Source organism: Aquisalimonas sp. 2447 (assembly GCF_012044895.1).
Classification (GTDB): domain Bacteria; phylum Pseudomonadota; class Gammaproteobacteria; order Nitrococcales; family Aquisalimonadaceae; genus Aquisalimonas.
Genome location: NZ_CP050695.1, coordinates 301,158 through 327,346, shown reverse-complemented (window position 1 = coordinate 327,346; position 26,189 = coordinate 301,158). Strand labels below are relative to the sequence as shown.

Genomic DNA, 26,189 nt, shown 5'->3' with positions numbered 1-26,189 from the left:
TCAATCCCCCACCATGGCCGCCTCGATGTCGGCCACCGTCTTCGGCACACCGGCACTGAGGATATCGTGGCCTTCGGCGGTCACAGCCACATCGTCCTCGATGCGCACGCCGATGTTGCGCCAGCGGGAATCCACCTCGGGGATGCTGTCGGCAATGTAGAGCCCGGGCTCGATGGTCAGCACCATGCCCGGCTCCAGCAGCCGCCATTCACCGTCGATGCGGTAGTCGCCCACATCGTGGACGTCCATGCCCAGCCAGTGACCGGTGCGGTGCATGAAGAAGGGGCGATAGGCCTCGTCCTCGATAAGTGCGTCCACCTCGCCCTGCAGCAGACCCAGGTCCACCAGCCCCTGCACCAGAATCTGCAGCGCCGCCTCGTGGGGCATGTTCCAGTGATTCCCGGGCCGCACCGCGGCGATGGCGGCCTCCTGAGCAGCGAGCACGATCTCGTAGACGGCGCGCTGCTCGGCACTGAAGCGGCCGTTGACCGGGAAGGTGCGGGTGATGTCGGAGGCGTAACAGTCGATCTCCACGCCGGCATCAATGAGCACCAGATCGCCGTCACGGAGCGTGGCAGCGTTGTTGATGTAGTGGAGGATGCAGCCGTTGCGCCCGCCGCCGACAATGGGCGGATAGGCCTGCCAGCCGTTGTTGCGACGGAACACATACTGGAACTCGGCTTCCAGGGCGTATTCCGGCATGCCAGGGTGGCAGGCCGCCATCGCCCGCCGGTGCGCCTCGGCGGATACCTGGGCCGCAGCGCGCATCTGCTCCAGCTCCGCCGGGCTCTTGATCAGGCGCATCTCGTGCAGCGGATGCTCCAGGGCGACGAATTCGCCCGGAGCCCGGGCACCGGCCCGGGCGCGGGTGCGCACCTGGTTCACCCAGCCAAGGATGGCCTGGTCGAAATCCGGGTTGAGCCCCATGGTGCAATAGAGCCGGTCCTTGCCTTCCAGCATGCCCGGCAGGATGTCGTCGATATCGTCCACGGGGAACGCGTCGTCGGCGCCGTAATGCGCGCAGGCGCCGTCCTGCCCCGCCCGGGGGCCGTCCCAGACTTCCTTGTCGGGATCGCGCTCGCGGCAGAACAGGATGGTCTCACCCTGTTCGCGCCCCGGGATCAACACCAGGACTGCCTCCGGCTCCGGAAACCCGGTGAGGTAGTGAAAGTCGCTGTCCTGCCGGTAGGGGTGCTGGACGTCGCGATTGCGCGGGCGCTCGGGGGCGGCGGCGACGACGGCCACCGCGTTCTCGCCCATCAGGTTCATGAGTTCCCGGCGTCGGCGGGCATATTCCTTCTGGTCCATAGCAATGGTAATCCCGGAGGTTGTCATTCAGTGGGTACGCTGACTGCCCTGCTGGCCGTCGGGCACCGGCACGGGGCGATCGCGTCGCCGCGGCTGCAGGTGTTCACGCACCAGCAACGCACCGGTGCGCACGAACTCCAGCAATTCCGCGTAGGCGGCCTCGTCGTCGTCGCCGCTGTCATCGCTTCCGGCGTGGCTCACCTCGCCCAGATGGCCGATGATCTCGCTGACCTCCTTGGGCAGCTGGCTCTCGTCGGCGATACCGGCCACGCCCAGCCCGTATATGAAGCCGTGGGCCCAGGCACCCAAGGCCTCGGCGCGCCGGCCGACGGGCTCGCCGTCATCGGGCACCAGTAACGGGAACTCCAGGTTGCTGTCATCCATGCCCTTGTGGGTCGCCTCGTACACCGCGGCCAGCGCTTCCAGGCAACGCCGGGCGGCGTCCCCTTTCGGCTCAGTTCCCGCAAGCACCTGGGCGATCCAGCGGGCGGCTTCCACTTCGCCTGCCGCACTGAGCATGCCGGCCAGCAGACCCTGCGCTTCGGCGGCGCCGATCTCGGCGTCCACCTCGGCCAGGGCGGTTTCCAGAGTGTCGTGATCGGGCAGTGACTGGGTCATTGGGCTCCGCCGTGTTCAATCCGGGGCAAAATCGCTATCCTATCATGCAGATCCGCGGGACCGCGTCGACACCGGGAAGGATGCAGGCATGAGCGAAATGTCGCCCAAGGCATTACGCAGGGAGCTGGACCGCCTTGACCGGCAGGTGGAGGCACTGGTGCGCTACTGTGCCCGGCTGGAGGAGGAGAACCGCGTGCTGCGCCAGTCCCAGGACTCCCTTAATGCCGAGCGCGCCAGTCTGCTGGAGAAGAACGAGATGGCGCGCTCCAAGATCGAGTCGATGATCAGCCGCCTCAAGGCCATGGAGCACCACTGACATGCGTGATGGCATGGAACCGGTCCGGGTCATGATCCTGGACAAGGAATACATGGTGGCCTGCCCGCCGGACGAGAAAGACGGCCTGCTGAACTCCGCCCATCTGCTGGACAAGCGCATGCGCGAAGTCCGTGACAGCGGCAAGGTGCATGGCCCCGACCGGGTGGCAGTGATGGCGGCACTGAACCTCACCCACGAACTGCTGCAGGCACGGGACGATCAGAAGGAAACCGCGAAGCTGGTGGAAGACCGCGTGCGCGCCATGGAGGAACGCATCGGCCAGATCCTCCCGGATTCCTGAACCGGTTGCTCCGCGCGACGCGCAGCCCATCCCTCCCTTGCAGTCGGGCGGCGATGCCCCCACTATGGTGGCGGGCATCCCCTGCGGCGTTCGATAGCGGTCACAGCTATTCCTTGACCCTCAATTGAATCGCCAGGGGAACTGACGTGGCGATGATCCGGTGCGCATGTCCGCCTGCGTGCGGAAAGCCTATGGCATCGCTCGTCCTCCCCACCTGAACCTCAGGGTTCAAGGGGCGACACCGCGCGGCGCACGCGGGGGGTGTCCTCTCCTTATGCTGGTTTTCCGGAATGCAGCGCGGCCGGCTCCGGCGATGCACCGGGAGACTTTTTTGCTTGAACGTGATGCCCCGGAGCTGAGTACATGCAGTACTGGCTGATGAAATCCGAGCCGGACGTGTTCGGAATCGACGATCTCGCCGCCGCGCCAGATCAGACGGACCACTGGGACGGTGTACGCAACTATCAGGCGCGCAACATGATGCGTGACCAGATGCGCCAGGGCGACCAGGTGTTCTTCTACCACTCCAACACCAAAACCCCGGGTATCGTGGGCATCGCGGAGGTGGCCCGGGAGGGCTATCCAGATCACACGGCGTTCGACCCCGAAGACCCTCACTACGACCCCAAGAGCGACCCGGACAAGCCGCGCTGGTACATGGTGGATCTTCGCTTCGTGCGCAAACTCCAGCGCACCATCAGCCTGACGGAACTCAAGGAGCGCCCGGAGATCGCCGACATGCCGCTGGTACGCAAGGGCAATCGGTTGTCGGTCATGCCGGTGACCGCGGAGCAGTGGCAGTTCATCCTCTCCCTCGAGTAACCCGCGCGTCGGCTGTTCCGTGACGGAGATCCCGGACCGGGCAGGTCTGACCGTGGGAGAGTAATGAGGTCAGGTGACGCCCGGATTGGACGCTGACGGCAGCGACAGGCATGATTCCGGGGCGTGCGCGGTACCAGTGGTCATGCGCGGATGACCGGACAGGTCACCGCCGCCGGCCCGACGAATGTCTCCAAAAGCCAACAATAAGAGTCATTTGCGCAATATTCTTTTTGAGTTTCTGAAAGAGCTGTTATACGGTAACGGCGAAACTCCGGTTGCGCGTGGGTGCGCGCGCCATTTCGCACACGAGGGGGTTACGTTGGGGCACGGACTCGAACAACATGACTGGCATGGTGCGCGTCCGTCACCACCCCGCGGCCTGCGATGGTGGCTCCGGCCCGTCCCCGTTCTGGTTTGCGGCCTGGGCCTGAGCCTCATCGGCGTTGGCCTGCTGGGCGCCGGCGGCACGGATCAGTCCAGCACGGATCAACAGGAGATGACCTCCGCAGAATTGCAATTGCCCGGCGCACGGGTCGGTGACATGGTCGCCCGACGTGCGACGAGCAATGGTGCCGGAAGAGGGATGGACGGCATCCAGCCTGTCGGCCAGCAGAGCACGCCGGCCGACGACGGCACACCTCCCGTGACCAGCGCTACGGCGATGCCGGACGACTTGCCGGGCACCAACGGCCTGGAACAGCTCATGGAGTCGGCGGACGCTGCCGCTGATGCTGACACGGCACCGGCAGCCCCCCACGAAGGCCCTGAATGGGAGACCATTGAAGTCCGCTCCGGCGATTCCCTGGCGGCGATCTTCAACCGCGCCGGGCTCAGCGCGGGTGATCTTCACCGGCTGGTCAACACGGACGACCGCACCTCCCGGCTGCAGCGCATCTACCCCGGCGACAAAATTCACTTCCACGTGGAAGACGACTCGCTCCGGGGGCTTCGGTATGACCTGGACGATTCGGACACACTGGTGGTCAGCCGCGACGATGATGACGACTTTGCGGTGAACATCGAATCCCGCGCCATCGAGACACGGGTCAAACACGCCTCCGGGGCAGTGAACAGTTCCCTGTTCGTCGCCGGACTGGACGCCGGACTCAGCCATGGTCAGATCATGCGCCTGATGCACATTTTCGAATGGCAGGTGGATTTCGACCGTGACGTGCGCTCCGGCGACGTCTTCTCGGTGGCGTACGAGAGCTACTACATCGACGACGAACATGTGCGGGATGGCCCGATTCTGGCGGCGCGTTACGTCAACCGCGGACGGCAGATGGACGCGGTACGCTATACGGACCCGGACGGCACCACGGGCTATTACAGTCCGGAGGGCGAGAACCTGCGCAAGGCATTCATCCGTCGCCCGGTGGAAGGGGCCCGGATCAGCTCCCACTTCAACCCCAACCGCAAGCATCCGGTGCTCGGCGTGCGCCGCCCCCATCTGGGAACGGATTTCGCGGCCTCGTCGGGCACGCCCATCATGGCATCCGGAAACGGTCGCGTGGTCCACCGTGGCCGCAAGGGCGGGTACGGGCGAACCATCATCATCGAGCACGCCAACCGTTACCGCACCCTGTACGCGCACATGTCCCGCTACGCCAGCGATATCAGCGTGGGCTCACGGGTGGAGCAGGGTCAGACCATCGGCTATGTGGGTGCCTCCGGCCTGGTTACCGGCGCCCACCTGCACTACGAGTTCATCAAGGACGGTTCCCACCGCAACCCCATGCGGGTGGAACTGCCCAGCGGTGACCCGGTGGCCGAAGAGCACATGACCGACTTCATGGCCCGCGCCGCCCCTCTGGTGGCTCAGGTCGAGGACATGAGCGAGGAACAGCTCGCTCTTCTCGACGAGGATTGATCCCAAACCCCGCCGTCCATGAACCGCTCGTGACGACGCTGAATCACCGGCTCGCTACCACGCCGAGTGTGGTGACTTGACGACATATGATTCAGTTGTCATAACGGTTCCCTGTTCCGCAGAAAATCACAACAAGACGACGAGGGGGCTCCCATGACGGCAAAAGGCATCTGCACTCGATCAGCCATCAAGACCCTGCTGGGCGCAGTGGGCATCGCCATGGCCACAACAACGGCCTCCGGGGAAATGCGCGGAGACACCATCCGCATCGGCGTTCTCACCGACGTCACCGGGGCTTACAGCGAATCCGCGGGCCAGGGCTCACAGATCGCGGCGGAGCTTGCCGTCGCGGACATGGGCGGCTCCATCGGTGGCACCCCCGTGGAAGTGGTCATCGGTGACACCCGCAACGACCCGGACACGGCCGTGGAACAGGCCCGGGCCTGGCACGACGAAGGCATCGACCTGATCACCGGCATGCCGGGCTCGGCCGTGGCGCTTGCGGTGCAGGCGTTCACCCGCGAACAGGACATTGCCACCATCCACATCGGTGCGGGCTCGGAGCAGCTCACCGGTGAACAGTGCAGCCCGGTCGCCATCGACTGGCAATACAACGTTCGCGGGTTCACCACCGGCCTGGCACGGGCCCTGGCCGAGGAGAATCCCGGAGGTGACTGGTACCTGATCACCCTGGATCACCCCTTCGGCCACGACATCCGGGACAGGCTGGAGGAAGTGCTCGAGGACTACGACGGGGAACTGCTGCATACGCAGCTGCACCCATTCGACCAGACCGATTTCATGGCGACCATGGCGGACGCACTGGCAAGCGGCGCGGACATCATCGCCGTGGGCAATGCGGGCACCGGCCTGGTGCAGAGCATCCGCCACGCTCACGAACTCGGCGTTCACGCGGACGCGGATCTGGCCAGCGTCATGACTCTGCTGCAGGACATCCGTCAGGTCGGTCTTTACGCCGCTGCGGACATGCGCTTCATCATCCCCTATTACTGGAACACGGACGAGGCGACCCGCGCGTTCGCCGAACGCTTCCAGCGCCGCAGTGGCAGCCGCCCGTCGTCGGTCCAGATCGCCGTCTATGTCAGCACCCTGCACTACCTGAAAGCGGTGGAGGCATCCGGCCACAGCACGGGTCCGGAGTTGGTCGCTGCCATGCGCGAAATGGAGGTGGACGACGGTATCACCCGCAACGGCTTCATCCGCGAGGACGGCCGCCTGGTCCACGATATGCCGTTTGTGCGTGTGCGCCAGGCCAGCGAGATGGAGCGCGCCGGGGACTACTTCGAGATCCTGGACACCATGCCGGGGGCAGCCCTCTACGGGGAAGACCCGGACCCGGCCTGCCCGTTCCTGTAATAGCGAGGTGTGTTAGCCTGCTTCGCGCCCGCAGACGCCCGGAGCAACGCACACATGCCTGCCAGCCCCTCGTTGTCGCCCGTGGCAGCACTGACCCTGCTTGGCCTGGTCATCGTGCTCTGGGGCGCCAACTGGCCGGTGATGAAGGTCGGCCTGGAGTACATCTCGCCGCTGCTGTTCGCGGCCACGCGCATGCTGATGGGCTGCCTGTGCATGGCCCTGGTGGCGGGCATGGCAGGGCAGTTACGGCGCCCCTACAGGGATGAGTGGGTGCTTGTCCTCGGTGTGGGCCTGCTGCAGATGGCCGCCTTCCTCGGACTGGTAACCATCGCCCTGCAGTACGTACCCGCGGGTCGCTCCGCCATACTCGCCTACACCACTTCATTGTGGGTGCTGCCCATCGCCGCCCTGGCACTGGGTGAGTACATGACCCGGCAACGGCTGCTGGGCTTTGCCCTGGGCATCGGCGGCGTTGCGGTCATGTTCAATCCCTTCGGGTTCGACTGGAGCGACCCGGCCGTGGTGATCGGCAACGGCCTGCTGCTCCTTGCCGCCCTGTGCTGGGCACTACTGATCGTCTACGTGCGCGCCCACCGGCACCAGGGTCCGCCGCTGACCCTGGCGCCCTGGCAGTTCGGCGTCGCGGCGCTGGCGCTCCTGCCCGTCGCCCTGGTCGTGGAGGACATCTCCTCGGTGGACTGGTCGGACCCGGTACTCCTGGGCATCCTGGTCTACAATGGCCCGCTGGCAACGGCATTCCCCTTCTGGGCGATCATCACCATTACCCGCGCGCTGCCGGCGGTGACCACCTCCATCGGCAGCCTCGGCGTGCCCGCCTTTGGACTGCTGGCGTCCGCGATCGCCCTGGGCGAGACCCTCTCGATCACCAACATCGTCGGCCTGATCCTGATCGGCGCCGGCGTGGCCACGGTCACCCTCGCCGACCGCCGCAAGGCGGGCTGAACAAGTCGGACCGAAAAAGGTCTGATCGTGAGAAATTCTGGATTCGCGAGGCGCTGTCATGGGCAAGGGATCGTCGGTATTCGTTCTGGCGGCAGTGGCCGTCCTGGTCGGCTGCGCCGGAACACCAGACAGCATCCGCGATCCGGGTCGCGACAGCGCACAACTCTCCGAGGTCCGCCAGGATCCGGAGCGGTTCGATGGCGAGAGGGTCCGCTGGGGTGGCACCATCACTGAGGTGGAAAACCGCAGTGACACGACCCTGGTGGAGATCGTCGCGCGGGAACTTGACCGCGGCGGGCGCCCCAAGGACATCGACGGCAGCCCCGGGCGCTTCCTCGCGGTCATCGACGGCTTTCTGGATCCGGCCATTCACGAGCCGGGGCGCAGCATGACCGTGACCGGTACCGTCGACGGCACCACCACACGGCCGGTGGGCGATTACGACTACGACTACGTCAGGGTTCGCGCCAGCGGCCACCACCTGTGGCCGAAGCGCCAACCGGTTTCACATCAACCCTATCCCCGACATCCGCGCGGTCCGTTCTACGATCCCTGGTACGACCCCTGGTATGATCCCTGGTACCCGCACCGTCGCGGCTACCGCTATTACTGACTCCTGGAGCGGTTATGGGCACGCGCACCACCGGACTGCTATTCACCATTCTCACTGCCCTGGCGCTTTCCGCCTGTGCCAGCGGCCCTGGCTTTGACACCGAGGGCGTGAACCGGGATCTACAACCTCGACAGGCCGCCAGCGAACGCATCCAGGACGCCCTGGTGATCTGGGGCGGCACCATCATCAGCGTGCGCCCCCAGGAAGACTCCACGCAGCTGGAGGTCCTCGCGTACCCGCTGGACCGCAGCGAGCAACCGCGCACGGATCGTTCCTCCCAGGGACGTTTCCTGATCATGGCCGATGGCTACCTGGAACCGGCGGACTACAGCGAAGGGCGTCAGGTGACCGTGCGCGGCCGGCTGCTGGAATCCCGTACCGCCACCATTGGCGAGGCGGAGTACCGCTACGCCGTGGTCAGCGCCGACAACGTGCACCTGTGGCCACGCCAGGTCACCACCCAGCGCCAGGAGCCGCGGGTCAATTTCGGCATTGGCATCGGTATCATACGGTGACCACCTCGCCCCTGGAGGCGTCTGCTATCATCGCGGTTTTCCCGCAGCAGACATAAAACACATCCATGGCCGACACCCTCACCCGACGGATTGCCGAGGAACTCGGCGTGCGCGTCCCGCAGGTGGATGCCAGTATCCGGCTCCTGGACGACGGCGCCACGGTGCCGTTCATCGCCCGCTACCGTAAGGAGGCCACCGGCGGCCTCGATGACACCCAGCTTCGACAGCTGGAAGAACGGCTCGGCTACCTCCGGGAGCTGAACGAGCGGCGCGACACCATCATCGGCACCATCCGTGAGCAGGGCCAGCTCAGCGACAGCCTGCTGCAGGCGCTGCAGGCCGCAGACACCAAGCAGCGCCTGGAAGACCTCTACCTCCCCTACAAGAAGAAGCGCCGTACAAAGGGCCAGATCGCCCGCGAGGCGGGGCTCGAGCCGCTGGCGCGGGCGCTGATCAATGATCCCTCGCAGGATTCGCGCACCCGGGCCGCTGCGTATATCGACGCCGAGGCCGGGATTAACGACGCCGACGCCGCCCTGGAGGGCGCCCGCGCCATTCTCGCTGAGGAGGCCGCTGAAGATCCGGACCTGGTGGCCCGACTGCGCGATCACGCCTGGAACAGGGGCGTGCTGGTCTCCGAGGTCGCCCCCGGCCAGGAAGATGCCGGCGCCAAGTTCAGCGACTACTTCGACTACCGGGAACCGCTCAAGGCCGTGCCCTCCCACCGGGCGCTGGCGCTGCTGCGCGGTCGCAAGGAGCGCATCCTGCGCCTCGCCATCGAGATCGACGGCGACCAGCCCGGACCGTGCCACGACCGCGTCGCCGGCCATTTCGGTTTCCGCCACCAGGGGCGCCCCGGCGACGACTGGCTGCAGGCGCTTGTGCGCCATACCTGGCGGGTCAAGCTCTACACCCGGCTGGAGACCGACCTCATCGGCAGCCTGCGCGAGCGCGCCGAGACCGAGGCCATTCAGGTGTTCGGCCGCAACCTGCACGACCTGCTACTGGCGCCGCCGGCGGGCAGCCGCTGCGTCATGGGCATCGACCCGGGCATCCGCACCGGCTGCAAGGTGGTGGTGGTCTCGTCCACCGGCAAGCTGCTGGACACCGCCACCATCTACCCGCTGCCACCCAAGAACGCCTGGGACCAGAGTATCCACACCCTGGCCCAGCTCCTGGAGCGCCACGGGGTGGACATGGTGGCCGTGGGCAACGGCACCGGCTCCCGCGAGACCGAACGGCTAGCCAAAGAGGTGGGCAAGCGTCACACGGAATTGCGCGCCCAGGTGGTCATGGTCTCCGAGGCCGGCGCCTCGGTGTACTCCGCCTCGGAAGTGGCGGCAAAGGAGTTCCCGGAGCTGGACGTGAGCCTGCGCGGCGCCGTGTCCATCGCCCGGCGCCTGCAGGACCCGTTGGCGGAACTGGTGAAGATCGACCCGAAATCCATCGGTGTGGGCCAGTACCAGCACGACGTCAGCCAGACCCGTCTCGCCCGCACCCTGGATGCGGTGGTGGAGGACTGCGTCAACGCCGTGGGCGTGGACGTTAACACCGCCTCGGCACCGCTGCTGGCCCGCGTCTCCGGCCTCAACACCACCCTGGCCGAGAACGTGGTGGCCCACCGGGACGCCAATGGTGCCTTCCCGGACCGCAAGGCCCTGCGCAAGGTACCGCGCCTGGGTGACAAGACCTTCGAGCAGGCCGCCGGCTTTCTGCGCATCAACGGCGGCCCCCAGCCCCTGGACCGCTCCGCCGTCCACCCCGAGGCCTATCCGCTGGTGGAGCGCATCCTCAAGGCCAACGGCCGCAGCCTGGACGAAACCATCGGCGACAGCGCCTTCCTGGGCACGCTGCGCCCGGCCGACTACGCCGACGAGCAGTTCGGCGAACCCACGGTGCGGGACATCCTCGCCGAACTGGACAAACCCGGCCGCGACCCGCGTCCGGAGTTCGTCACCGCCAACCTGCGCGAGGACGTGGAGACCCTGGCCGATCTGAAACCCGGCATGCAGCTGGAAGGCACGGTTAGCAACGTCACCAACTTCGGCGCCTTCGTGGACCTGGGCGTTCACCAGGACGGCCTGGTGCACATCTCCGCCATGAGCACGCAGTTCATCCGCGATCCCAGGGAGGTGGTCAAACCAGGCGACGTAGTAAAGACCAAGGTGCTCAGCGTGGACGAGCGCCGCAAGCGCATTGCGCTCACTATGCGCATGGACGACCCGCTCCCGGGCGAGGAGCCGGCGGAGAAGCCGGCGCAGAAGAATCAGCGCGGCAAGCCGCACCGGAGCAAACCGAAACCAAAGCCACAGGAGACCAAGCCCGCCGAAGGCAGCCTCGCCGACGCCTTCCGGGCGGCGAAGAAGAAATAGCCCGTGGGTGGGCATCAAAAGGCTCGAGGTGGTGGACGTGAACGTCCACCCTACGCAGAGATGATCCCGGCAGGAGCGACGCCGGTCCCGGCAATACAATCACCGGCCGTATAGATCCGGCGTAGGGTGGACCTTCAGGTCCACCATCCCGGATCAACCCGCCTTCCTCAGCTCAGGAATAACGCATACGCCGGGTTGTCCGTCTCTTCCACGTAGCGGTAGTTGATGCTGTCCAGGAACTGGTCGAACCGGTCGCTGTGCTCCGGCGGCACCTGAATGCCCACGAACACCCGCCCGTAGGCAGCACCGTGGTTGCGGTAGTGGAACATGCTGATGTTGAACTTCCGCCCCAGCTGGTTGAGGAACTGCGTGAGCGCGCCGGGGCGCTCCGGGAACTCGAAGCGGAACACCCGCTCATGCTCCACCAGGTGACCATGCCCGCCCACCATGTGGCGCAGATGCACCTTGGCCATCTCGTTGTCGGTGAGATCGAGCACGGGATAGTCCTTGCCCTGGAGGTCCGCCACCAGCTCGTCCTTTTCGTGAACCCCGTCGTTCAGCGCCAGCCCCACGAACACGTGGGCCTGTCGGGGGTCGGAGAAGCGGTAGTTGAACTCGGTGACCGAACGCTTGCCGATGGCCTGGCAGAACTGGCGGAAGCTCCCCGGGCGCTCGGGGATGGTCACCGCCAGCACCGCTTCGCGGTGCTCGCCCACTTCGGCCCGTTCCGCCACGTGGCCCAGACGGCTGAAGTTCATGTTGGCACCACTGTTGATGGCCACCAGGTTCTCGCCCTCGATGCCGTGCTCTTCCACGTACTTCTTCAGCCCCGCTACCGCCAGTGCCCCGGCCGGTTCGTTGATGGAGCGGGTGTCGTCGAAGATGTCGCGGATGCCGGCACAGATCTCGTCGGTGGAGACCAGCACCACCTCGTCGATGTGCTTGCGCAGGACGCGGAACGTCTCCTTGCCGATCTGGCGCACGGCCACGCCGTCGGCGAACAGCCCCACCTGCTCCAGCTGCACGCGCTTGTTGGCCTTGAGGGCGGCGTGCAGCGTCGGCGCATCCTCGGGTTCCACGCCGATGACCTTGACGTCGGGGCGCAGCTGCTTGACGTAGGTGGCCACGCCGGCCGCCAGCCCGCCGCCGCCCACGGGCACGAAGATGGCGTGGAGCTTCCGCGGGTGCTGGTGGAGAATCTCCATGCCCACGGTGCCCTGTCCGGCGATGATGTCCGGTGCGTCGTAGGGAGGAATCCAGCTCATGCCGCGCTCTTCCATGAGCTTGGTGGCGTGGGCAGCGGCCTCGTCGTAGCTGTCGCCGTGCAGGATGACCTTGCCACCAAGCCGGCGCGCCGCATCCACCTTGATGCTGGGGGTTGTACGCGGCATCACGATCACGCCCTTGATGCCCAGCTTCTTCGACGCCAGTGCCACGCCCTGGGCGTGGTTGCCGGCGGAGGCACAGATCACACCTTTGGCTTTGGCCTCGTCGGAGAGCCGGGAGATCATGTTGTAGGCGCCGCGCAGCTTGAACGAGAATACCGGCTGTAGGTCCTCGCGCTTCATCAGCACGTTGTTGTGCAGCCGCGCCGAGAGCGTCGGGGCCGGATCCAGCGGAGAGTTGATTGCCACGTCGTAGACGCAGGCGGTAAGAATGCGTTCCAGATAGGCCTGGGTCATGGATGCAACCGTTTTCCTTGTGCTTTCGCGAGTGATCGCTGCAATAGACGGCTCAGTCTAAACGCCGCGCGGTGTGCGGCAAAGGGCCGGTGCATCGACCCGCTCCGAGAGCGTATGATTCCCTGACTCGCTCGCGAACCGGAGAACCATCATGTCCGCAGACACCGGCAAGCAGGCCGCCGCAGAGGCCGCTATCAAGCAACTGGAACGCGGCAGCATTCTCGGAGTTGGCACGGGCTCGACGGTGAACGTGTTCATCGAACTCCTGGCCCGGGAACCGGGCCTGGTGAAGGCCGCGGTGTCCAGCTCCGAGGCCTCCACGCGGCTGCTGCGCGACGCCGGCATCGAGGTGATGGACCTGAACCAGGCCGGACCGCTGGATCTCTACGTGGACGGCGCCGACGAGGCCAACCGCCATCTTTCGCTGATCAAGGGGGGCGGCGGAGCACTGACACGGGAGAAGGTCGTCGCCGGGGCCAGCCGCAGCTTCATCTGCATTGCCGATGACACCAAGCTGGTGGGGCGGCTCGGTGAGTTCCCGCTACCCGTGGAAGTCATTCCCATGGCTCGCAGTTTCGTCGCCCGGGAGATCGTGCGGCGCATCGGTGGCCAGCCGACCCTGCGCGAGGGCGTGACCACCGACAACGGCAACGTGATTCTCGACGTCAGCGGCCTCGCCATCGACGAACCGGTGAAGATGGAGCGCACCCTCAACGACATCCCCGGCGTGGTCACCAACGGCCTGTTCGCCCTGCGGCCAGCGGATGTGCTGCTGCTGGGGGGAAGTGACGGGGTCCGCACCCTCAGGCGCGACGGCTGACCTGGCGCGCTACTGCGAGTCGCGCTGCTCCAGCCAGGCCATGAAACGCTCGTTGATCCGGTCGTGAACGCTGGCGTACCACGCCTCGTCCTTGCGCACCGCGCGCTCGGCATTGAACGGATGTGACGGCACATGGAGCCGCATATCAATCCCGCTGGGCTCATGGGTGGTGACCTGCTCCGCGCCGGAACGACGTGCCGGACCGTAGGGCAGGTGTCGCGCGAACGCCACCAGGCGCTCCGTGGCGGTGGCAAAGCCGATGAACTCGCGGGCCAGCCCCGGGTTTCGGGCACCGCGCGGCACCGCCCAGGTTTCGAATTCGCGGATCTGCGCGTCCCAGAGGATCTCGATGGGGGCGCCCTCGTTGGCCATCATGTCGAAGAACCGCCCGTTATAGCCGGAGGCCATGACCACCTCGCCGTCAGCCAGCAGGCGCGCCGGGGTCTCCGCCTCCTCCCACCAGCGGATGCTGTCACCGAGACTGTCCAGACGGCGTAGCGCCAGACGCAAGCCTCGCTCGGTGCTGAGAAGTCCGTAGAGCTCCTGGCGCGGGACGTTGTAGGACAGCAGCGCCCACTCCAGGTTGGCGCTGGGGCTGCGCTGCAGTGCCCGCTCGCCCGGGAAACGCTCGGTGTCGAACAGGGCATCGATGGAGGTGGGCCGTCTGCCCGGGAAGGCGGTGCGATCGTAGGCGACCACGGTGGCAAACACCGTGTGGGCGATGGCGCAGTCGCCCAGGGCACCATCGAGAAAATCCCGGCGCGGCGGTGTGCCGTCGGGAGCCGCTTCCAGGATCGCCGGACTCAACCGCTCCAGCAGACCCTGATCACACGCGGCCATGGCGTCACTCATGGTGAAGTCGATCAGGTCCCAGGGGGGCTGGCCGCGGTCGGCCACCTCACGGAGCACGTCGACGCCGCCGCTGTACTCGTCCACGCGCACCTCGACTCCGGTGGCCTCGGTGAAGGGGTCGAACCACGCCTCCCGCTGCGCCCGCTCGTAGGCGCCGCCCCAGCTGAGTACCCGCAGCACCGGCGCATCATCGGCAACCGCCATCGACGAAACGCCCACGAACACCAGCGACAGTGCCGGGGCGACCAGCCGCCACCATGGGCGGGCAATGCCCACTCCCCGACACCGCCCACGGCTATCCCGAACCATACTCTTCACGGCGCAGTTCCTCCGTCTTGTCGAGATAGGCACGCGTCAGCGCGGACTCGTAGATCACCCCGAGAAACCGCTGCGACCGGCGATCCTCAACCACGGCAATGGCCTCACCGGCGAAGTGCTGCAGCTCACCCATGGCCTCCCATACGGAAGCAGTCTGGGGCAGCACCGGCCGGCCCGGGTCAACGTAGTCCACCGCCGACTCCGCGGCAGCGCCGTCTTCCGCGGCGGCTGCCAGCCGTGCCAGGGTCACGGTGCCCCGATAGCGCTGGTGGTCATCCACCAGGTAGGCCTCGCCGTGGTCGGCGTGACTCATGGTCGTCACCGCTTCGCGCAGGGAGATCTCCGGGCGCAGCCGGACGCAGGCGCGGGAGAGGTACGGCAGCACTCGCATGCCCTCCAGCATGGCGCGGCTGCGCCCGGACGACAGATCCAGCCCGGACTGCTTCAGCTGGATGTCGAACAGCGAGCGACCGAACATCTGCGCCCCCACCGGGTTGGCCAGGGCAATGCTGGCCAGCGCGGCCATCGCGAGGACATAATTGCCGGTCAACTCGAAGACGATGAGCAGGCTGGTCAGCGGCGCCCCGATCACCGGCGCCGTAACCGCCACCATGCCGCAGACCGCGTACACCGCCAGGGTCGCACCCTGGGCATCGGTAAGCCCGCCGATCACCGTACCGCAGAGTGCACCGAACAGCGTTCCCACCACCAGGGCCGGGCTGAACACGCCACCGCTGAACCCCATCCCCAGACACAGGGCGGTAGCCATCAGCTTGAGTACCAGCACCAGCGCCAGCTCCCAGGGCCCGAAGGCACCGTCGATGGTGGCCAGGCGCAGGGTTTCCTCGCCGATGCCCAGGATGTCCGGTACCCACAGGGCCGTGAGCCCCAGCAGGGCCCCCGCTATGGCGGGCTGCAGCGGGGCGGGCACCGGCAGGCGTTCCGATATTCGTCCAACCCCGAGAATGGCGTGCATGTACGCCCCGGCGACGAGGGCCCCCAGGGCACCGATCAGGAGAAAGGCGCCGAACTCCCAGACCTGCGGCACGCCGGTCTCGGCCACGTGGAACAGGGCATCGCGATCGAACACCACGTCGGCCAGCACGTGCCCGACGATCCCGGCGGCCGCCACCGGCGCAAAGGCACGCAGGGCGTAGTGACGCAACACCACTTCGTGCGCAAAGACGATCCCGGCCAGGGGCGCATTGAAGGCCGTGGCAATCACCGCCGCCACGCCGGCAGCGATGGCAATATTGTCCGCCGAGCGCCCCGCTCTCAGCGCCCTGGCAACCAGGGAACCCAGCGTCGCGCCGATATGCACCAGTGGTCCATACTGGCCCACCGATGCACCAGAACCGAGCGAAACGAGGCTGCTGCAGGCAGTGAGCACGCCCGCCCGTGCCGGGAGACGCCCCCGGCGGGTCTGAACGGCGGCGATGACATCGGCGGGGGTGTGAGGGCGACCGCCGGGGATCCACAGGTGCAACAGCCCCACCACCAGGCCGCCGATGGCGGGCACGGCAATGGTCACGGCCGGCAGCCACTCGCCGGGCTGGAACAGCATCCGGGCGCGGGGGGAGATCGCCAGCAGGTCATTCAGCCAGCGGATCAGGCTGACGAATCCCAGGCCCAGCAAGGCCGCGATGACACCGACCGCCGCGCCGAGCAGGACCAGCAACAACAGTAACAGCACCGCTCCGGCACGCCCCTGCCCGAACGGTTGATCCGGATTCTCCATGGTCCCCCTGCACACGGCCGGCGTCCTGGCATCAGGACATATTGTCGACCCGACCGTGCCAGGCAGCAATGCAGGCTCCGTGCCGGCCTGCTCGGCGACGGGCCCGGCCGGTCCCCGACCGGGCCGCGACCGGGGCAGCCTCCGGCGTCAGGAGGAAACGGGGAGCTTCTTCGCCAGCTCCTCGGCCGGCAAGTCCCCGTAGTCCTTGGCAATGCTCGCTGCCACGCGTTCAGCGGTGGGGGCATCCAGGCTTTCGCGCAGGTACCCCAGGAAACGCGGCTCAGCGGCGAGTATGAACTGCTCCGCATCACCGCTGGTGCGCAGGGAGCGCAGGTGTCCCGCCACCTCGGCGGCGAACCGGCGGGCGTACTTCTCGGACGTGGGCGTGCGCGGATCGGTACGCCGGAGCGTGGTCTTGGTGGACTCGTGCTGGGCCCCTTCGCCCTCTTCCTCGAGCTGGCCGGGATGCATCCTGCCTTCGGGGTGCTCCAGGCTGTCCACCTCTTCCACCGGGCCGAGACCGTCGCGAAACAGGATGCGTGCCCGGCTGGCGTCGGCAACAACGATGCATTTCTTCATGGCGGCTCCTCGTCATCTTGCAACTGCCTGCCCGGGTCACCTTGCGGTGCCGCCCCATGGTTTCAACCCCGGAAGCGGCCACGGGTCACTCTGGCTTCCCGGACAACCGCACCCTACAATCCTGCCATCCCTGATCTTGCAGGAGCGACCCCATGCCGCGCACCCGACTGACCCTGCTGTTCTGCCTGCTGCTCGTGTCGGCAGCCCCGCACGCCGGGCAGCTCCCCGTCGCCGCGGCGCAGAACCAACCCCTCCAGCTCGCCTCGGTTCACGCCGCGGTGGGGCCAGTGGACAAGGACACCCAGTGGTTCGGCAAGCGCGAGGATCACACCGTACCGATCGCGTCACTGACCAAGGTGATGACCGCCCTGGTGGTGATGGATTCGGGGCTGCCGCTGGACGAGTGGCTCATCGTGGTGGAGCGCACCGAGGCCACGGAGAAGAACGCCTACTCCCGGATCCGTATCGGCTCGGAGTTGACGCGCGGGGAACTGCTGCGGCTTGCGCTGATGTCATCGGAAAACCTCGCCGCCCATGTGCTCGCCAGCCATCACCCCGGCGGGCGTGATGCGTTCATCGCCGCCATGAACGACAAGGCACAGGAACTGGGCATGCACAGCACCCACTTTGTCGACCCCAGCGGCCTGTCGCCGGAGAACCGGTCCACGGCTGCGGACATGCTCCGGATGGCCCGCGCCGCCCACGAGCACGAGGCCATCCGGCGGTATTCCACGACCCCCTACCAGAGCGCCGCGTTCCGCGCACCGCGCTACCGACTCGGCTACGGCAACACCAACCCGCTGGTCAGCAACCCGCGCTGGCCGGTGGCACTCAGCAAGACCGGCTACCTGAACGAGGCGGGACGCTGCCTGCTCATGGTCACCGAGATCGCCGGCGAGCCGGTGGCGATGGTGTTCCTCAACTCCCGGGGCACCCGCAGCCCACTGGGTGATGCCGGACGCACCCGGCGCTGGCTGACCACCGGTGACGGCGGCAGCGTGGCACCGTCTGCGCGTAGTTACGAGCAGGAGCAGGCCCGACAGCTCGAATCCCGGTGATCACGAACCGCCCCGTAGCGCTGAACAATTCCCGTGCCCTCGGGTCAATCACCGTTTCCCGGCGTGACGTGCCCGGCGAAAGATGGCATGTTGCTCGGGATAACACTGTTGGGAGGAGAAAAATCATGGGTACAACCACACGCTTTCACGCCATCATCGCTGCTCTCGCCGCCCTGGGACTGGCGCTCGGCATGGGTTCCGCCGTGGCCGGGGACCACGAGGATATCTACCAGAACGAGGTCGCCGACAGTACGGATCTGACCAGCGACGACCTGTCCGACCGTCAGCTCGAGGCGTTCCTCAATGCCGCCGGTCAGGTGCAGGACATCCGCGCGAGCTATGCGGAGATGCTGCGTGAGGCCGGGGATGCCGACGAGCGTGCGGAACTACGGCAGGGGGCAGCGGACGACATGGAAACCGCCATCCAGTTCGCCGGTATCGACATCGAGACCTACCGGGGGATCGGCTATCTCTACCGCAACGATGACGAGGTCAGGCGGCGGCTGGACCGCATGGCCAGCGGCATGTAACGCCTGCCCGGGCGACGTATTCCAGTTCGCCGGGTGAAACGAAAACGCCCGCTGCGCCGGAATCCGGCGCAGCGGGCGTTCGCTGTAATGCAGGTCAGCGGCTCAGGAGATCAACGGCCACCGCGCCCGGGGGCAGCGGACCGCTGGCCCTGGGACGGGCGACGCCCACGTCCCTGCTGGCCACCGCCGCCATTGTTGCCCTGGGGACGCCGTCCACCACCACCCTTCGGCTTCTTGAACAGCGGCTCCGGCTTTTCCCGGGGATCCGGCTCGAAGCCGGCAATGATCTGCTTGTCGATGTTGCGGTTGAGTAGCCGCTCGATCCCCTTGAGCAGGTTGAGTTCGTCCACGCACACCAGCGACACCGCCTTGCCTTCGTTACCCGCGCGACCGGTGCGGCCGATGCGGTGCACGTAGTCCTCGGCAACATTGGGCAGCTCGTAGTTCACCACATGGGGCAACTGGTCGATGTCCAGGCCGCGGGCGGCGATATCCGTCGCCACCAACACCCGCACGCGCCCCTGCTTGAACTGGCTCAGTGCCCGCGTCCGCGCTCCCTGGCTCTTGTTGCCATGAATGGCGGAGGAACTGAATCCGTCCTTCTCCAGCTGCTCGGCAAGACGATCGGCACCGTGCTTGGTGCGGGTAAACACCAGCACCTGCTTCCAGCCGCCTTCGCCGATGAGGTTGCTCAGCAGGGCGCGCTTGTTGCCGCGACTGACAGGATGCACCGTCTGCGTGACGATTTCCGCGGCACTGGCCTTGCGCTCGACTTCCACGTGTTGCGGCGAACGCAGCATGCCGCCGGCGAGCTTGCGGATCTCGTCGGAGAACGTGGCGGAGAACAGCAGTGTCTGCCGCTGCTTCGGCACCGCTGCGATGACCTTGCGGATGTCGTGGATGAAGCCCATGTCGAGCATGCGGTCGGCCTCGTCCAGTACCAGTGTCTCCACCCGGGAGAGATCCACCGTGCCCTGACGCAGGTGGTCCAGCAGCCGCCCGGGGGTCGCCACCAGGATGTCCACGCCGCGGCGCAGGGTCTGGATCTGGGGCTGCATGCCGACGCCGCCGAAGATGGTCGCCGACTTCAGCGGCAGGTGGTTGCCGTAGGTCTTCACGCTCTCCTGGACCTGCGCCGCCAGCTCACGGGTCGGAGTCAGGATGAGCGCGCGCACCGGCCGGCCCTTGCTTTCCGGGCGATGTTCCATGAGCCGGTGAAGCATGGGCAGGGTGAAACCAGCGGTCTTGCCGGTGCCGGTCTGAGCGATACCGATGAGGTCGCTCCCCTCGACGATGGCGGGAATCGCCTGGGCCTGAACGGGAGTGGGGGTCGTATACCCCTGATCGGTGACAGCACGAACCAGCGCGGCCGAAAGGCCGAGATCATTGAAGGACATTCGTTCGGATACTCCGTTTGTGCCTACCCGTGGGCCAGCGGCCACTGTAATCGGGGCCCGGTTACGGCTGAAAAGATTGCGAATTCGGGCAGGCCATTCGGGAGAGACGAACCGCGCGGCAAACCTCGTGGAGGGGCCGCGGTGCTGTAATCCCTATCAGGAAAAACCGCGAAAGCAGATGCGAACCGGAGCGCATCGTTGCGGCGCACTATAACAGAAGCGCGCAGGAACACCAGCCCATCCATGCAGGATCCGAGTGGTTACCGGTCTATTTCACGCCAGGGCCATCACCGTTGCTCTGACGCACCCGCGGTTTCTGGCGCACGTAGATGGTCTTGTGCACCCGGGCAACACAGTCGCCCTCGGCATCGGTGATGTCCAGCACGCGCTCCGGCTCGAACTTGTTACCGCCGGCAGTGCGTGTGCGGATCTCCTCCAGCTGGTCATCGCTCCACTCGAACACCGCGGTGACGGTGCCGCGACCGGGCTTGCGGTAGTCGATGCACGCGCCGCGGTCCCAGATCAGATAGTCGCGCCCCAGCAACGGCTGCAGCATGAGCGCGTAGAACGGGTCGCACATGCTGTAGAGGCTGCCGCCGAAGTGGGTACCGTAGGCGTTGCGGTTATAGAACCGTTGCTTCATGACCACTTCCACCCGCTTGAAGTCCGGAGACACGTGGCGCACGGAAATCCCCGTGCCCAGGTAAGGTGGATAAAGGCTCAGCAGTCGACGGAAGCGGCCGGCACTCTTGAACAGGTAACTCATCGCGTCTTTCACTGGTCCCTGTTGCCCATTCCCAAGCCCGTTGAGGGCTGCAGAAAGCTACCATACCCCTCCGTACGGCGCATCCTTCGCATGCAAACCCGCGTGTCTTCCGTAATACTTGATGGGTAGAATTCGAGAAAACACGAAGGAGGACACCATGGATTCAACCACGACGGCCCGGCTGGATCTGGGCGGTGAGCACCCCGTCACGGTTCACGGCGTCGGCATGGACCGCCCCTGGGTCTGGCTGCGTGCCGGCTGGCATGACATGACCCGCTGCCCCGGCCTCAGCTTGGGCTATGGCGCCTTCTGGGTGCTGGTGAGCATGGCCCTGGTCGGCGCCCTGTGGGCGGCGGGCCAGGGCTCCTGGCTGCTGCCCCTGGTCGCGGGCTTCATGCTCATGGGCCCGCTGGTCGCCGTGGGCACCTACGCCATGAGCCGCAGCCTGGAACGCGGCGAGACACCATCACTGGCGGCAACCCTGCTGGCCTGGCGTACCAACGCCACGCAGATTGCGCTGATGGGCGTGCTGCTGATGGTTTTCCTGCTGGCCTGGATCCGGTTCGCCACGCTGCTGTTCGCGCTGTTCTTCGGCACCAGCATTCCCACTGTGGAGGCCACGCTGGTCTACACGGACCTGTTGTTCTCGGAGGCCGGGGTCGCGCTGATCCTGGTGGGCACGGCCATCGGTGCGGTGCTGGCGTTCACGGCTTTCGCCCTGAGCGTGGTTTCCATCCCGCGCCTGCTGGATCAGCCGAAGACGAGCGTACTGGAAGCGGCGATCACCAGCCTCGCCGTGGTGCAGAAGAACCTGCGCCCGATGCTGCTGTGGGGTGTCATTCTCAGCGTCGTCACCTTCGCCGGCATGGCGGTGGGCCTGGTGGGCCTGGCCGTGGCCCTGCCGGTACTCGGGCATGCCAGCTGGCACGCCTACCGGGAGCTTGTCTCGGAAGGCGGCTGATCGTCGCCGTCAGAACAAGGGCGCCACGATCCAGGCGAGAAAGGACGCACCGCCCAGCATCAGGAACAGCAGCTGGGCGGCTGCGATCCGGGCAACGGTCAGGCCCGGCAGCAGTTGCTGTTGGTAGATGGACCCGGGGCTCCCCTGGCCATCCTGCACCGGCAACCGTTCCACCAGTGTAGCCAGCACGCGCAGGAGCAGGATGGAGCACAGCACGCTGGCGGCGAAGGCGGAAATCGCCAGCACCAGAAAGATCTGCGCCAGCAGGGGCACGCCCCCCTGCAGCACGAACACGCAACCGGTGGCAGAGAGAAACCCGAGGCCAATGGACCACTTGCTCCATTCCCGCAGGGAATCGACGGCCGCCGTCTGGCGCTCCACGTCCATGGCCCAACCTCCCGTCGCCATGCCCCTGTCCTGTCTGAAAGGTTAGTACTGCCGACGCCGTTTCTCTCCCTGCACACGAAGTGCATGAAGCCGCGGCGCCGGGACGGCGGCACACCAACGTATCTCCTCGCCGGGTTTTCGCTACACTGCGGTCAGGGGAAACGGGAACGGAGGTGTACACCATGCTCGTCAACAAGGCCGCCGACCGGGAGTGGCAGGCGACGGACTACCCGGGCATTCAGCGAAGCCTGTTTCGGCACAACGACAGCGGCGGACGCTCCTCGGTGGTTCGCCTGGAGGCCGGGGCACGGTTCCCGAGCCACGCGCATCATGGCACCGAAGAGGTGGTGGTGCTTGCCGGCGTGGTGCGCATCGGTGGAGTCGAGCTCGGTGAAGGCGATTACCTGTACACCGAGCCGGGTGAAGAGCATGACGTGGCTGCGGTCACGAATGCGTGCATTTTTGTCTCGTCCCAGAAGGCGACACCGGTGCTGGAATAGCCCGGCCGCCACAGTCATGCCGGCACTCGCCGCCAGAGAATGAGGAACGGCCCCCATGCGCCTATTCGACCTGTCCGGCCGTTCGGCCATCGTCACCGGCGCCGGCCGGGGTATTGGCCGCAGCATCGCCCTGGGCCTCGCGGAAGCGGGCTGCAACCTGGCGCTGTGCAGCCGCACGCCCCGGGAGCTGGAGGAGGTGGCCGCCGCAGCGCGGGGATTCGGCGTCGATGCGCGGGCCTTCCCCTGCGATGTCACCCGCCCCGAGGAGATTCAGCAGGCAGTGGAGGCGGCGGTGGAGCACTTCACGCGCATCGACATCCTGGTGAACAACGCCGGCCTCACAGTGAAGAAGCCTGCCGAGGACTACACCACGGAGGACTGGCGTCAGATCATCGACGTGAACCTGACCGGCGTGTTTCTGATGGCCCAGGCCGTGGGGCGGCAGATGATTCACCAGGGGGACGGGCGAATCATCAACATCTCCTCCATCGCGGCGGAAACGGCCATCACCGGATCAGTGGCCTATTGCGCCAGCAAGGGCGGCGTGAAGATGGTCACCCGCGTACTGGCAGCGGAATGGGCCGACCGGGGCATCCGTGTCAATGCGATTGCCCCCGCCTATACGGAAACACCGCTGGTCAAGGCCATCACCGACTCGCGGGCGGGTTTCGCCGATGCGATCCGGCAACGCACGCCGCTCAAGCGACTCGGCCTGCCGGAGGAAATGGTGGGTGCCGCCATCTTTCTGGCCGCCGACGCCTCCTCGTACGTCACCGGCGAAACCATCATGGTGGACGGCGGCTGGACAGCGTTCGGGTTCTGATGACCCCATGTTGTCTGACCACGGGCTGCTGTCGGCACGCCCCGCGGTCACAGCACCGGTCATCGGTCCCGGAACCGCTCCTTCAGCCGCTCGATTTCCCTCTCCGACCAGCCCTCCGGCTCCGTGAGCGCGACCCAGGCATCGATGTAGTGCTCGTAGGCGTACTCGTGGCCGTAGCCCCGGGGCGCCGTCCCCACCGCCATGTCCGCCGCCACCTGCAGCATGGTCACCACCGGGAACCAGCGTAGATCCGGAGAGACATCGGGGCCGCGTTCGCCACTCATCCAGGCCGGTTCGTTCCACACCATCTGCGGATCGAAGAAGGTCACCGGATCACTGGCGTACTGCAGAAAGGCGATGCGGAAATTGCCCCAGTCGGTGTCCGGCTCGTCCAGCCCTCGATGCTGGTTCATGAAGCGCACCACCCGGCCATCGCGGAAACGCGGCAGCCAGGCCGGTGAGTTCCCGTCACGGCCGCGGGTGACCGTCCGCCAGGTCTCGCTGCGAAACGGCGGCCCGCTCCACAACGCGCCCTGGAAGGGATCGTCGATGATATCGAAGACGTCAAAGGAGCGATCAGAGTTGAGGGCACCAAGGCTGAGCCCGTGCAGGTAGAGCTCGGGCCGCTCGTCCTCGGGCAGCTCCGTCCAGTAACCGTAGACCTCTTCGAACAACGCCCGGGCCATCTCGACGCCGTATTCACCCTCGGTCATCAGTGACAGGGGGCTCGGTAGGTAGGAGTACTGGGCGGTGACCGTGGCGATATCGCCCCGGTGCAGATATTCCACCGTATCCTGGGCGGCGGGATCGAGCCAGCCTCGCCCGGTCGGCGTGGCGAGAATCAGCACCGAGCGGTCAAATCCGCCGGTGCGTTGCAACTCGGCCAGTGCCAGCTCGGCCCGCTCCCGCGGTGTCTCGGCCGCATTCAGACCCACGTACACGCGAATCGGGTCCGGCATGGGCTCGCCGTGGAAGTCCTCCAGATCTGCCGCGGAGGGTGCCACCGTGACGAAACGCCGCCCGCGGCCACCCAGGCCCTCCCAGGTGATCAATGACTCCGCACTGCCGGCCCGGGTCGATTCGGTGGGGGGATCCAGGTCATCCTGGATCACGGTGTCCAACTGCTGATAGGAGTTGTCCGCCACCCGCAGGGCGTAGGAAAAGATCACGCCGTCGATCACTGACCAGAACAGCGCCAGGGCGGCGAGCACGCCCACCACGTGGGACACGCGCCGGGGCACGTAACGCTGGAGGCGGCTGGAGAGAAATCGGAACGTCCAGCGGAAGCAGCGCGCAATCAGCAGCAGCACGGCGAACACCAGCAGCGCGATGAACGCCACGCTGAAGGCGCGCACACCACCGACCTCATCCATTTCCATGAGGGCACGCACGGAGTTCTGCCACTCGGAGGCACGCCACAGGAACACGCCGGCGGTCAGGACACAGAAGGCGGTTGCCACCACCTTGATCCACCAGTCCACCCGCCGCCGCGGCTCGGGAAGCTCCAGGTAGGCCCAGAGCCAGTGCGCTGAGTAACCCAGGACATACCCGGCAGCGAAGGAGAGCCCGGAGATGACCCCCTGGACCACGAACGGCCGCGGCAGCAGGCTGGGCGTCAACGAAAACGCGAAGAACAGCGTGCCCAGGAGCAGGCCCGCGGTGGAGAATTGGGCGAACAGGCGTTTCAACAGCATCCGTTACTCACCTTGCTATTCAGTCCAGTCCGGTCACAGACGGAACACGCGCCGCCCCACCGAGCGTGGGCCACGCATGCCCCAGGAAGCACGGACCCCGTGGGGAGCCCGCAGCGGGGTTCGCAGCGGCACAATGGGTTGCATATCAGGTGTCGCGGTCAGATCCAGCAACCGCTTGACCCGTTCAACGGTTTCCGGGTGGGTACGCAGCCAGCCCGGCACCCAGGTCGGTCGGCGGCGCGGCAGGAAAACACGATCCAGCCACGCGCCCCGGGAACGCTCCAGGCGGGTCAGTGCCTCTGCCAGGCCCTGCGGGTCACCGGTCAGCCGCGCCGCCTCCAGATCGGCATTGAACTCCTGGTTGCGCGACAGGGACAACTGCAGCAGCGTGCTTAGCGTAGGCACGGTCACGAGAATCAGCAACACCAACCAGGGAATATCCACCTCACCGGCCAGGACATACGGAATCGCCAGCAGGATCATTATCTGGCCGAACAGGGCCATCCACGAGGTCAGTTCCGTGATCAGGCTGGCCAGGGCCATGACCCAGGTATCGTTGTGGCGCAGGTGACTGGTCTCGTGGGCCAGAACACCGGCAATCTGGCGTAGGGACAGGGCGCGTAGCAGTCCCGCGGTGACCGCAATGGCCCCGCTGCGCCGACCGCCCACCGCGAACGCGTTGAGTGCCGCCGAGGGCACGTACCAGAGCTGTGGTGCCGCCTGAATGCCTGCCCGCTGGTACAGGCGCTCCAACACCTGGTAGAGCACCGGCGCCGCTTCACGGGGCAACCGCCGCGCGCCGGAACGCGAAAGGATCAGCCGCGGCTGAACCCCCGGCGCCACCACCAGCACCACCGCGCCCACCAGCACCGCCCAAAGCACGCCGTACCAACCGGCAAGCACCCACCCGATGAGGCCGAGCAGTAGCAGCATGCCGGTCAAGAGCAGCACGGCCCGTAGCAGGTTGACCAGCTTGTGGCGCAGGAAGGTTTCGGAATCCAGGTGCATC

At 66.5% G+C, this 26,189-nt stretch carries 26 protein-coding genes and 1 other RNA gene; 16 read left to right on the top strand and 11 right to left on the bottom strand.

The window, feature by feature from the left end; translation table 11 throughout:
* Together pepP and KU884_RS01415 are read right to left on the bottom strand one after the other, a co-directional pair.
* Positions 1-1,308 carry a Xaa-Pro aminopeptidase gene (gene pepP, locus KU884_RS01420; protein ID WP_167780950.1) on the bottom strand — a complete coding sequence of 436 codons (1,308 nt, stop codon included), beginning with the start codon at positions 1,306-1,308 and terminating at the stop codon, positions 1-3.
* A 27-nt stretch (positions 1,309-1,335) separates the two neighbouring features.
* Entirely contained in the window at positions 1,336-1,926 is a 591-nt protein-coding gene (locus KU884_RS01415) for a UPF0149 family protein (protein WP_167780949.1), read from the bottom strand.
* Between the two features lie 88 nt (positions 1,927-2,014).
* Here KU884_RS01415 and KU884_RS01410 point away from each other — a divergent pair, with 88 nt between their 5' ends.
* From KU884_RS01410 to KU884_RS01365, 10 genes are all read left to right on the top strand, one after another.
* On the top strand, positions 2,015-2,242 hold the full coding sequence (locus KU884_RS01410) for a TIGR02449 family protein (protein WP_167780948.1): 228 nt from the start codon (positions 2,015-2,017) through the stop codon (positions 2,240-2,242).
* A gap of 1 nt (position 2,243) precedes the next feature.
* Positions 2,244-2,543 (top strand): cell division protein ZapA, encoded by a 300-nt coding sequence (locus KU884_RS01405; RefSeq protein ID WP_167780947.1) that lies wholly within the window; start codon positions 2,244-2,246, stop codon positions 2,541-2,543.
* Between the two features lie 75 nt (positions 2,544-2,618).
* Positions 2,619-2,808: non-coding RNA, 6S RNA (gene ssrS, locus KU884_RS01400), on the top strand.
* A gap of 98 nt (positions 2,809-2,906) precedes the next feature.
* Positions 2,907-3,365: an EVE domain-containing protein gene (locus KU884_RS01395; RefSeq protein ID WP_167780946.1), complete on the top strand. Its 459-nt coding sequence runs from the start codon at positions 2,907-2,909 to the stop codon at positions 3,363-3,365.
* A 319-nt stretch (positions 3,366-3,684) separates the two neighbouring features.
* Positions 3,685-5,235 (top strand): OapA family protein, encoded by a 1,551-nt coding sequence (locus tag KU884_RS01390; protein ID WP_167780945.1) that lies wholly within the window; start codon positions 3,685-3,687, stop codon positions 5,233-5,235.
* 153 nt (positions 5,236-5,388) lie between these two features.
* Positions 5,389-6,612: an ABC transporter substrate-binding protein gene (locus KU884_RS01385; protein ID WP_167780944.1), complete on the top strand. Its 1,224-nt coding sequence runs from the start codon at positions 5,389-5,391 to the stop codon at positions 6,610-6,612.
* A 54-nt stretch (positions 6,613-6,666) separates the two neighbouring features.
* Positions 6,667-7,575, top strand: a complete 909-nt coding sequence (locus KU884_RS01380; protein ID WP_167780943.1) for a DMT family transporter — start codon at positions 6,667-6,669, stop codon at positions 7,573-7,575.
* A 58-nt stretch (positions 7,576-7,633) separates the two neighbouring features.
* Entirely contained in the window at positions 7,634-8,188 is a 555-nt protein-coding gene (locus KU884_RS01375; protein ID WP_167780942.1) for a Slp family lipoprotein, read from the top strand.
* A 14-nt stretch (positions 8,189-8,202) separates the two neighbouring features.
* Complete coding sequence (locus tag KU884_RS01370) at positions 8,203-8,703, top strand: Slp family lipoprotein (protein WP_167780941.1); 501 nt, start codon at positions 8,203-8,205, stop codon at positions 8,701-8,703.
* Between the two features lie 65 nt (positions 8,704-8,768).
* Complete coding sequence (locus tag KU884_RS01365) at positions 8,769-11,075, top strand: Tex family protein (RefSeq protein WP_167780940.1); 2,307 nt, start codon at positions 8,769-8,771, stop codon at positions 11,073-11,075.
* A 167-nt stretch (positions 11,076-11,242) separates the two neighbouring features.
* Here the strand turns inward: KU884_RS01365 and ilvA are convergent, their stop codons facing one another.
* Positions 11,243-12,757, bottom strand: a complete 1,515-nt coding sequence (gene ilvA / locus KU884_RS01360; protein ID WP_167780939.1) for a threonine ammonia-lyase, biosynthetic — start codon at positions 12,755-12,757, stop codon at positions 11,243-11,245.
* A gap of 151 nt (positions 12,758-12,908) precedes the next feature.
* On the opposite strand from ilvA, the gene rpiA reads away from it, so the two are divergent.
* Entirely contained in the window at positions 12,909-13,577 is a 669-nt protein-coding gene (rpiA, locus tag KU884_RS01355; protein WP_167780938.1) for a ribose-5-phosphate isomerase RpiA, read from the top strand.
* A gap of 9 nt (positions 13,578-13,586) precedes the next feature.
* On the opposite strand, the gene KU884_RS01350 is transcribed toward rpiA, so the two are convergent.
* The 3 genes from KU884_RS01350 to KU884_RS01340 form a co-directional block, all read right to left on the bottom strand.
* Entirely contained in the window at positions 13,587-14,705 is a 1,119-nt protein-coding gene (locus KU884_RS01350; RefSeq protein ID WP_254432142.1) for an extracellular solute-binding protein, read from the bottom strand.
* A gap of 19 nt (positions 14,706-14,724) precedes the next feature.
* A complete protein-coding gene (locus tag KU884_RS01345) occupies positions 14,725-16,485 on the bottom strand; it encodes a chloride channel protein (protein ID WP_167780937.1) in 1,761 nt (586 codons plus the stop codon).
* A 147-nt stretch (positions 16,486-16,632) separates the two neighbouring features.
* Positions 16,633-17,064, bottom strand: a complete 432-nt coding sequence (locus tag KU884_RS01340; RefSeq protein WP_167780936.1) for a host attachment protein — start codon at positions 17,062-17,064, stop codon at positions 16,633-16,635.
* Between the two features lie 152 nt (positions 17,065-17,216).
* On the opposite strand from KU884_RS01340, the gene pbpG reads away from it, so the two are divergent.
* Positions 17,217-18,122: a D-alanyl-D-alanine endopeptidase gene (gene pbpG / locus KU884_RS01335; protein WP_167780935.1), complete on the top strand. Its 906-nt coding sequence runs from the start codon at positions 17,217-17,219 to the stop codon at positions 18,120-18,122.
* 125 nt (positions 18,123-18,247) lie between these two features.
* Positions 18,248-18,652 carry a DUF4168 domain-containing protein gene (locus KU884_RS01330; protein ID WP_167780934.1) on the top strand — a complete coding sequence of 135 codons (405 nt, stop codon included), beginning with the start codon at positions 18,248-18,250 and terminating at the stop codon, positions 18,650-18,652.
* 110 nt (positions 18,653-18,762) lie between these two features.
* Here the strand turns inward: KU884_RS01330 and KU884_RS01325 are convergent, their stop codons facing one another.
* Positions 18,763-20,049 carry a DEAD/DEAH box helicase gene (locus tag KU884_RS01325; RefSeq protein WP_167780933.1) on the bottom strand — a complete coding sequence of 429 codons (1,287 nt, stop codon included), beginning with the start codon at positions 20,047-20,049 and terminating at the stop codon, positions 18,763-18,765.
* A 268-nt stretch (positions 20,050-20,317) separates the two neighbouring features.
* Positions 20,318-20,815, bottom strand: a complete 498-nt coding sequence (locus KU884_RS01320; protein ID WP_167780932.1) for a DUF4442 domain-containing protein — start codon at positions 20,813-20,815, stop codon at positions 20,318-20,320.
* 157 nt (positions 20,816-20,972) lie between these two features.
* Between KU884_RS01320 and KU884_RS01315 the strand changes: the two genes are divergently transcribed.
* Positions 20,973-21,776, top strand: coding sequence for a DUF2189 domain-containing protein (locus tag KU884_RS01315; protein ID WP_167780931.1), 804 nt, complete (start codon positions 20,973-20,975; stop codon positions 21,774-21,776).
* A 9-nt stretch (positions 21,777-21,785) separates the two neighbouring features.
* On the opposite strand, the gene KU884_RS01310 is transcribed toward KU884_RS01315, so the two are convergent.
* A complete protein-coding gene (locus tag KU884_RS01310) occupies positions 21,786-22,184 on the bottom strand; it encodes a hypothetical protein (protein ID WP_167780930.1) in 399 nt (132 codons plus the stop codon).
* A 161-nt stretch (positions 22,185-22,345) separates the two neighbouring features.
* Here KU884_RS01310 and KU884_RS01305 point away from each other — a divergent pair, with 161 nt between their 5' ends.
* Both KU884_RS01305 and KU884_RS01300 read left to right on the top strand, forming a co-directional pair.
* Entirely contained in the window at positions 22,346-22,663 is a 318-nt protein-coding gene (locus KU884_RS01305; RefSeq protein WP_167780929.1) for a cupin domain-containing protein, read from the top strand.
* A 55-nt stretch (positions 22,664-22,718) separates the two neighbouring features.
* Positions 22,719-23,486, top strand: coding sequence for an SDR family NAD(P)-dependent oxidoreductase (locus tag KU884_RS01300; protein WP_167780928.1), 768 nt, complete (start codon positions 22,719-22,721; stop codon positions 23,484-23,486).
* Positions 23,487-23,545: 59 nt separating this feature from the next.
* On the opposite strand, the gene KU884_RS01295 is transcribed toward KU884_RS01300, so the two are convergent.
* The gene (locus KU884_RS01295; RefSeq protein WP_167780927.1) at positions 23,546-25,180 is read right to left on the bottom strand and encodes an alpha/beta-hydrolase family protein; all 1,635 of its coding nucleotides are present in this window, start codon (positions 25,178-25,180) and stop codon (positions 23,546-23,548) included.
* A gap of 33 nt (positions 25,181-25,213) precedes the next feature.
* Positions 25,214-26,188 carry a zinc metalloprotease HtpX gene (locus tag KU884_RS01290; protein WP_167780926.1) on the bottom strand — a complete coding sequence of 325 codons (975 nt, stop codon included), beginning with the start codon at positions 26,186-26,188 and terminating at the stop codon, positions 25,214-25,216.
* Between the last annotated feature and the right edge of the window lies 1 nt (position 26,189).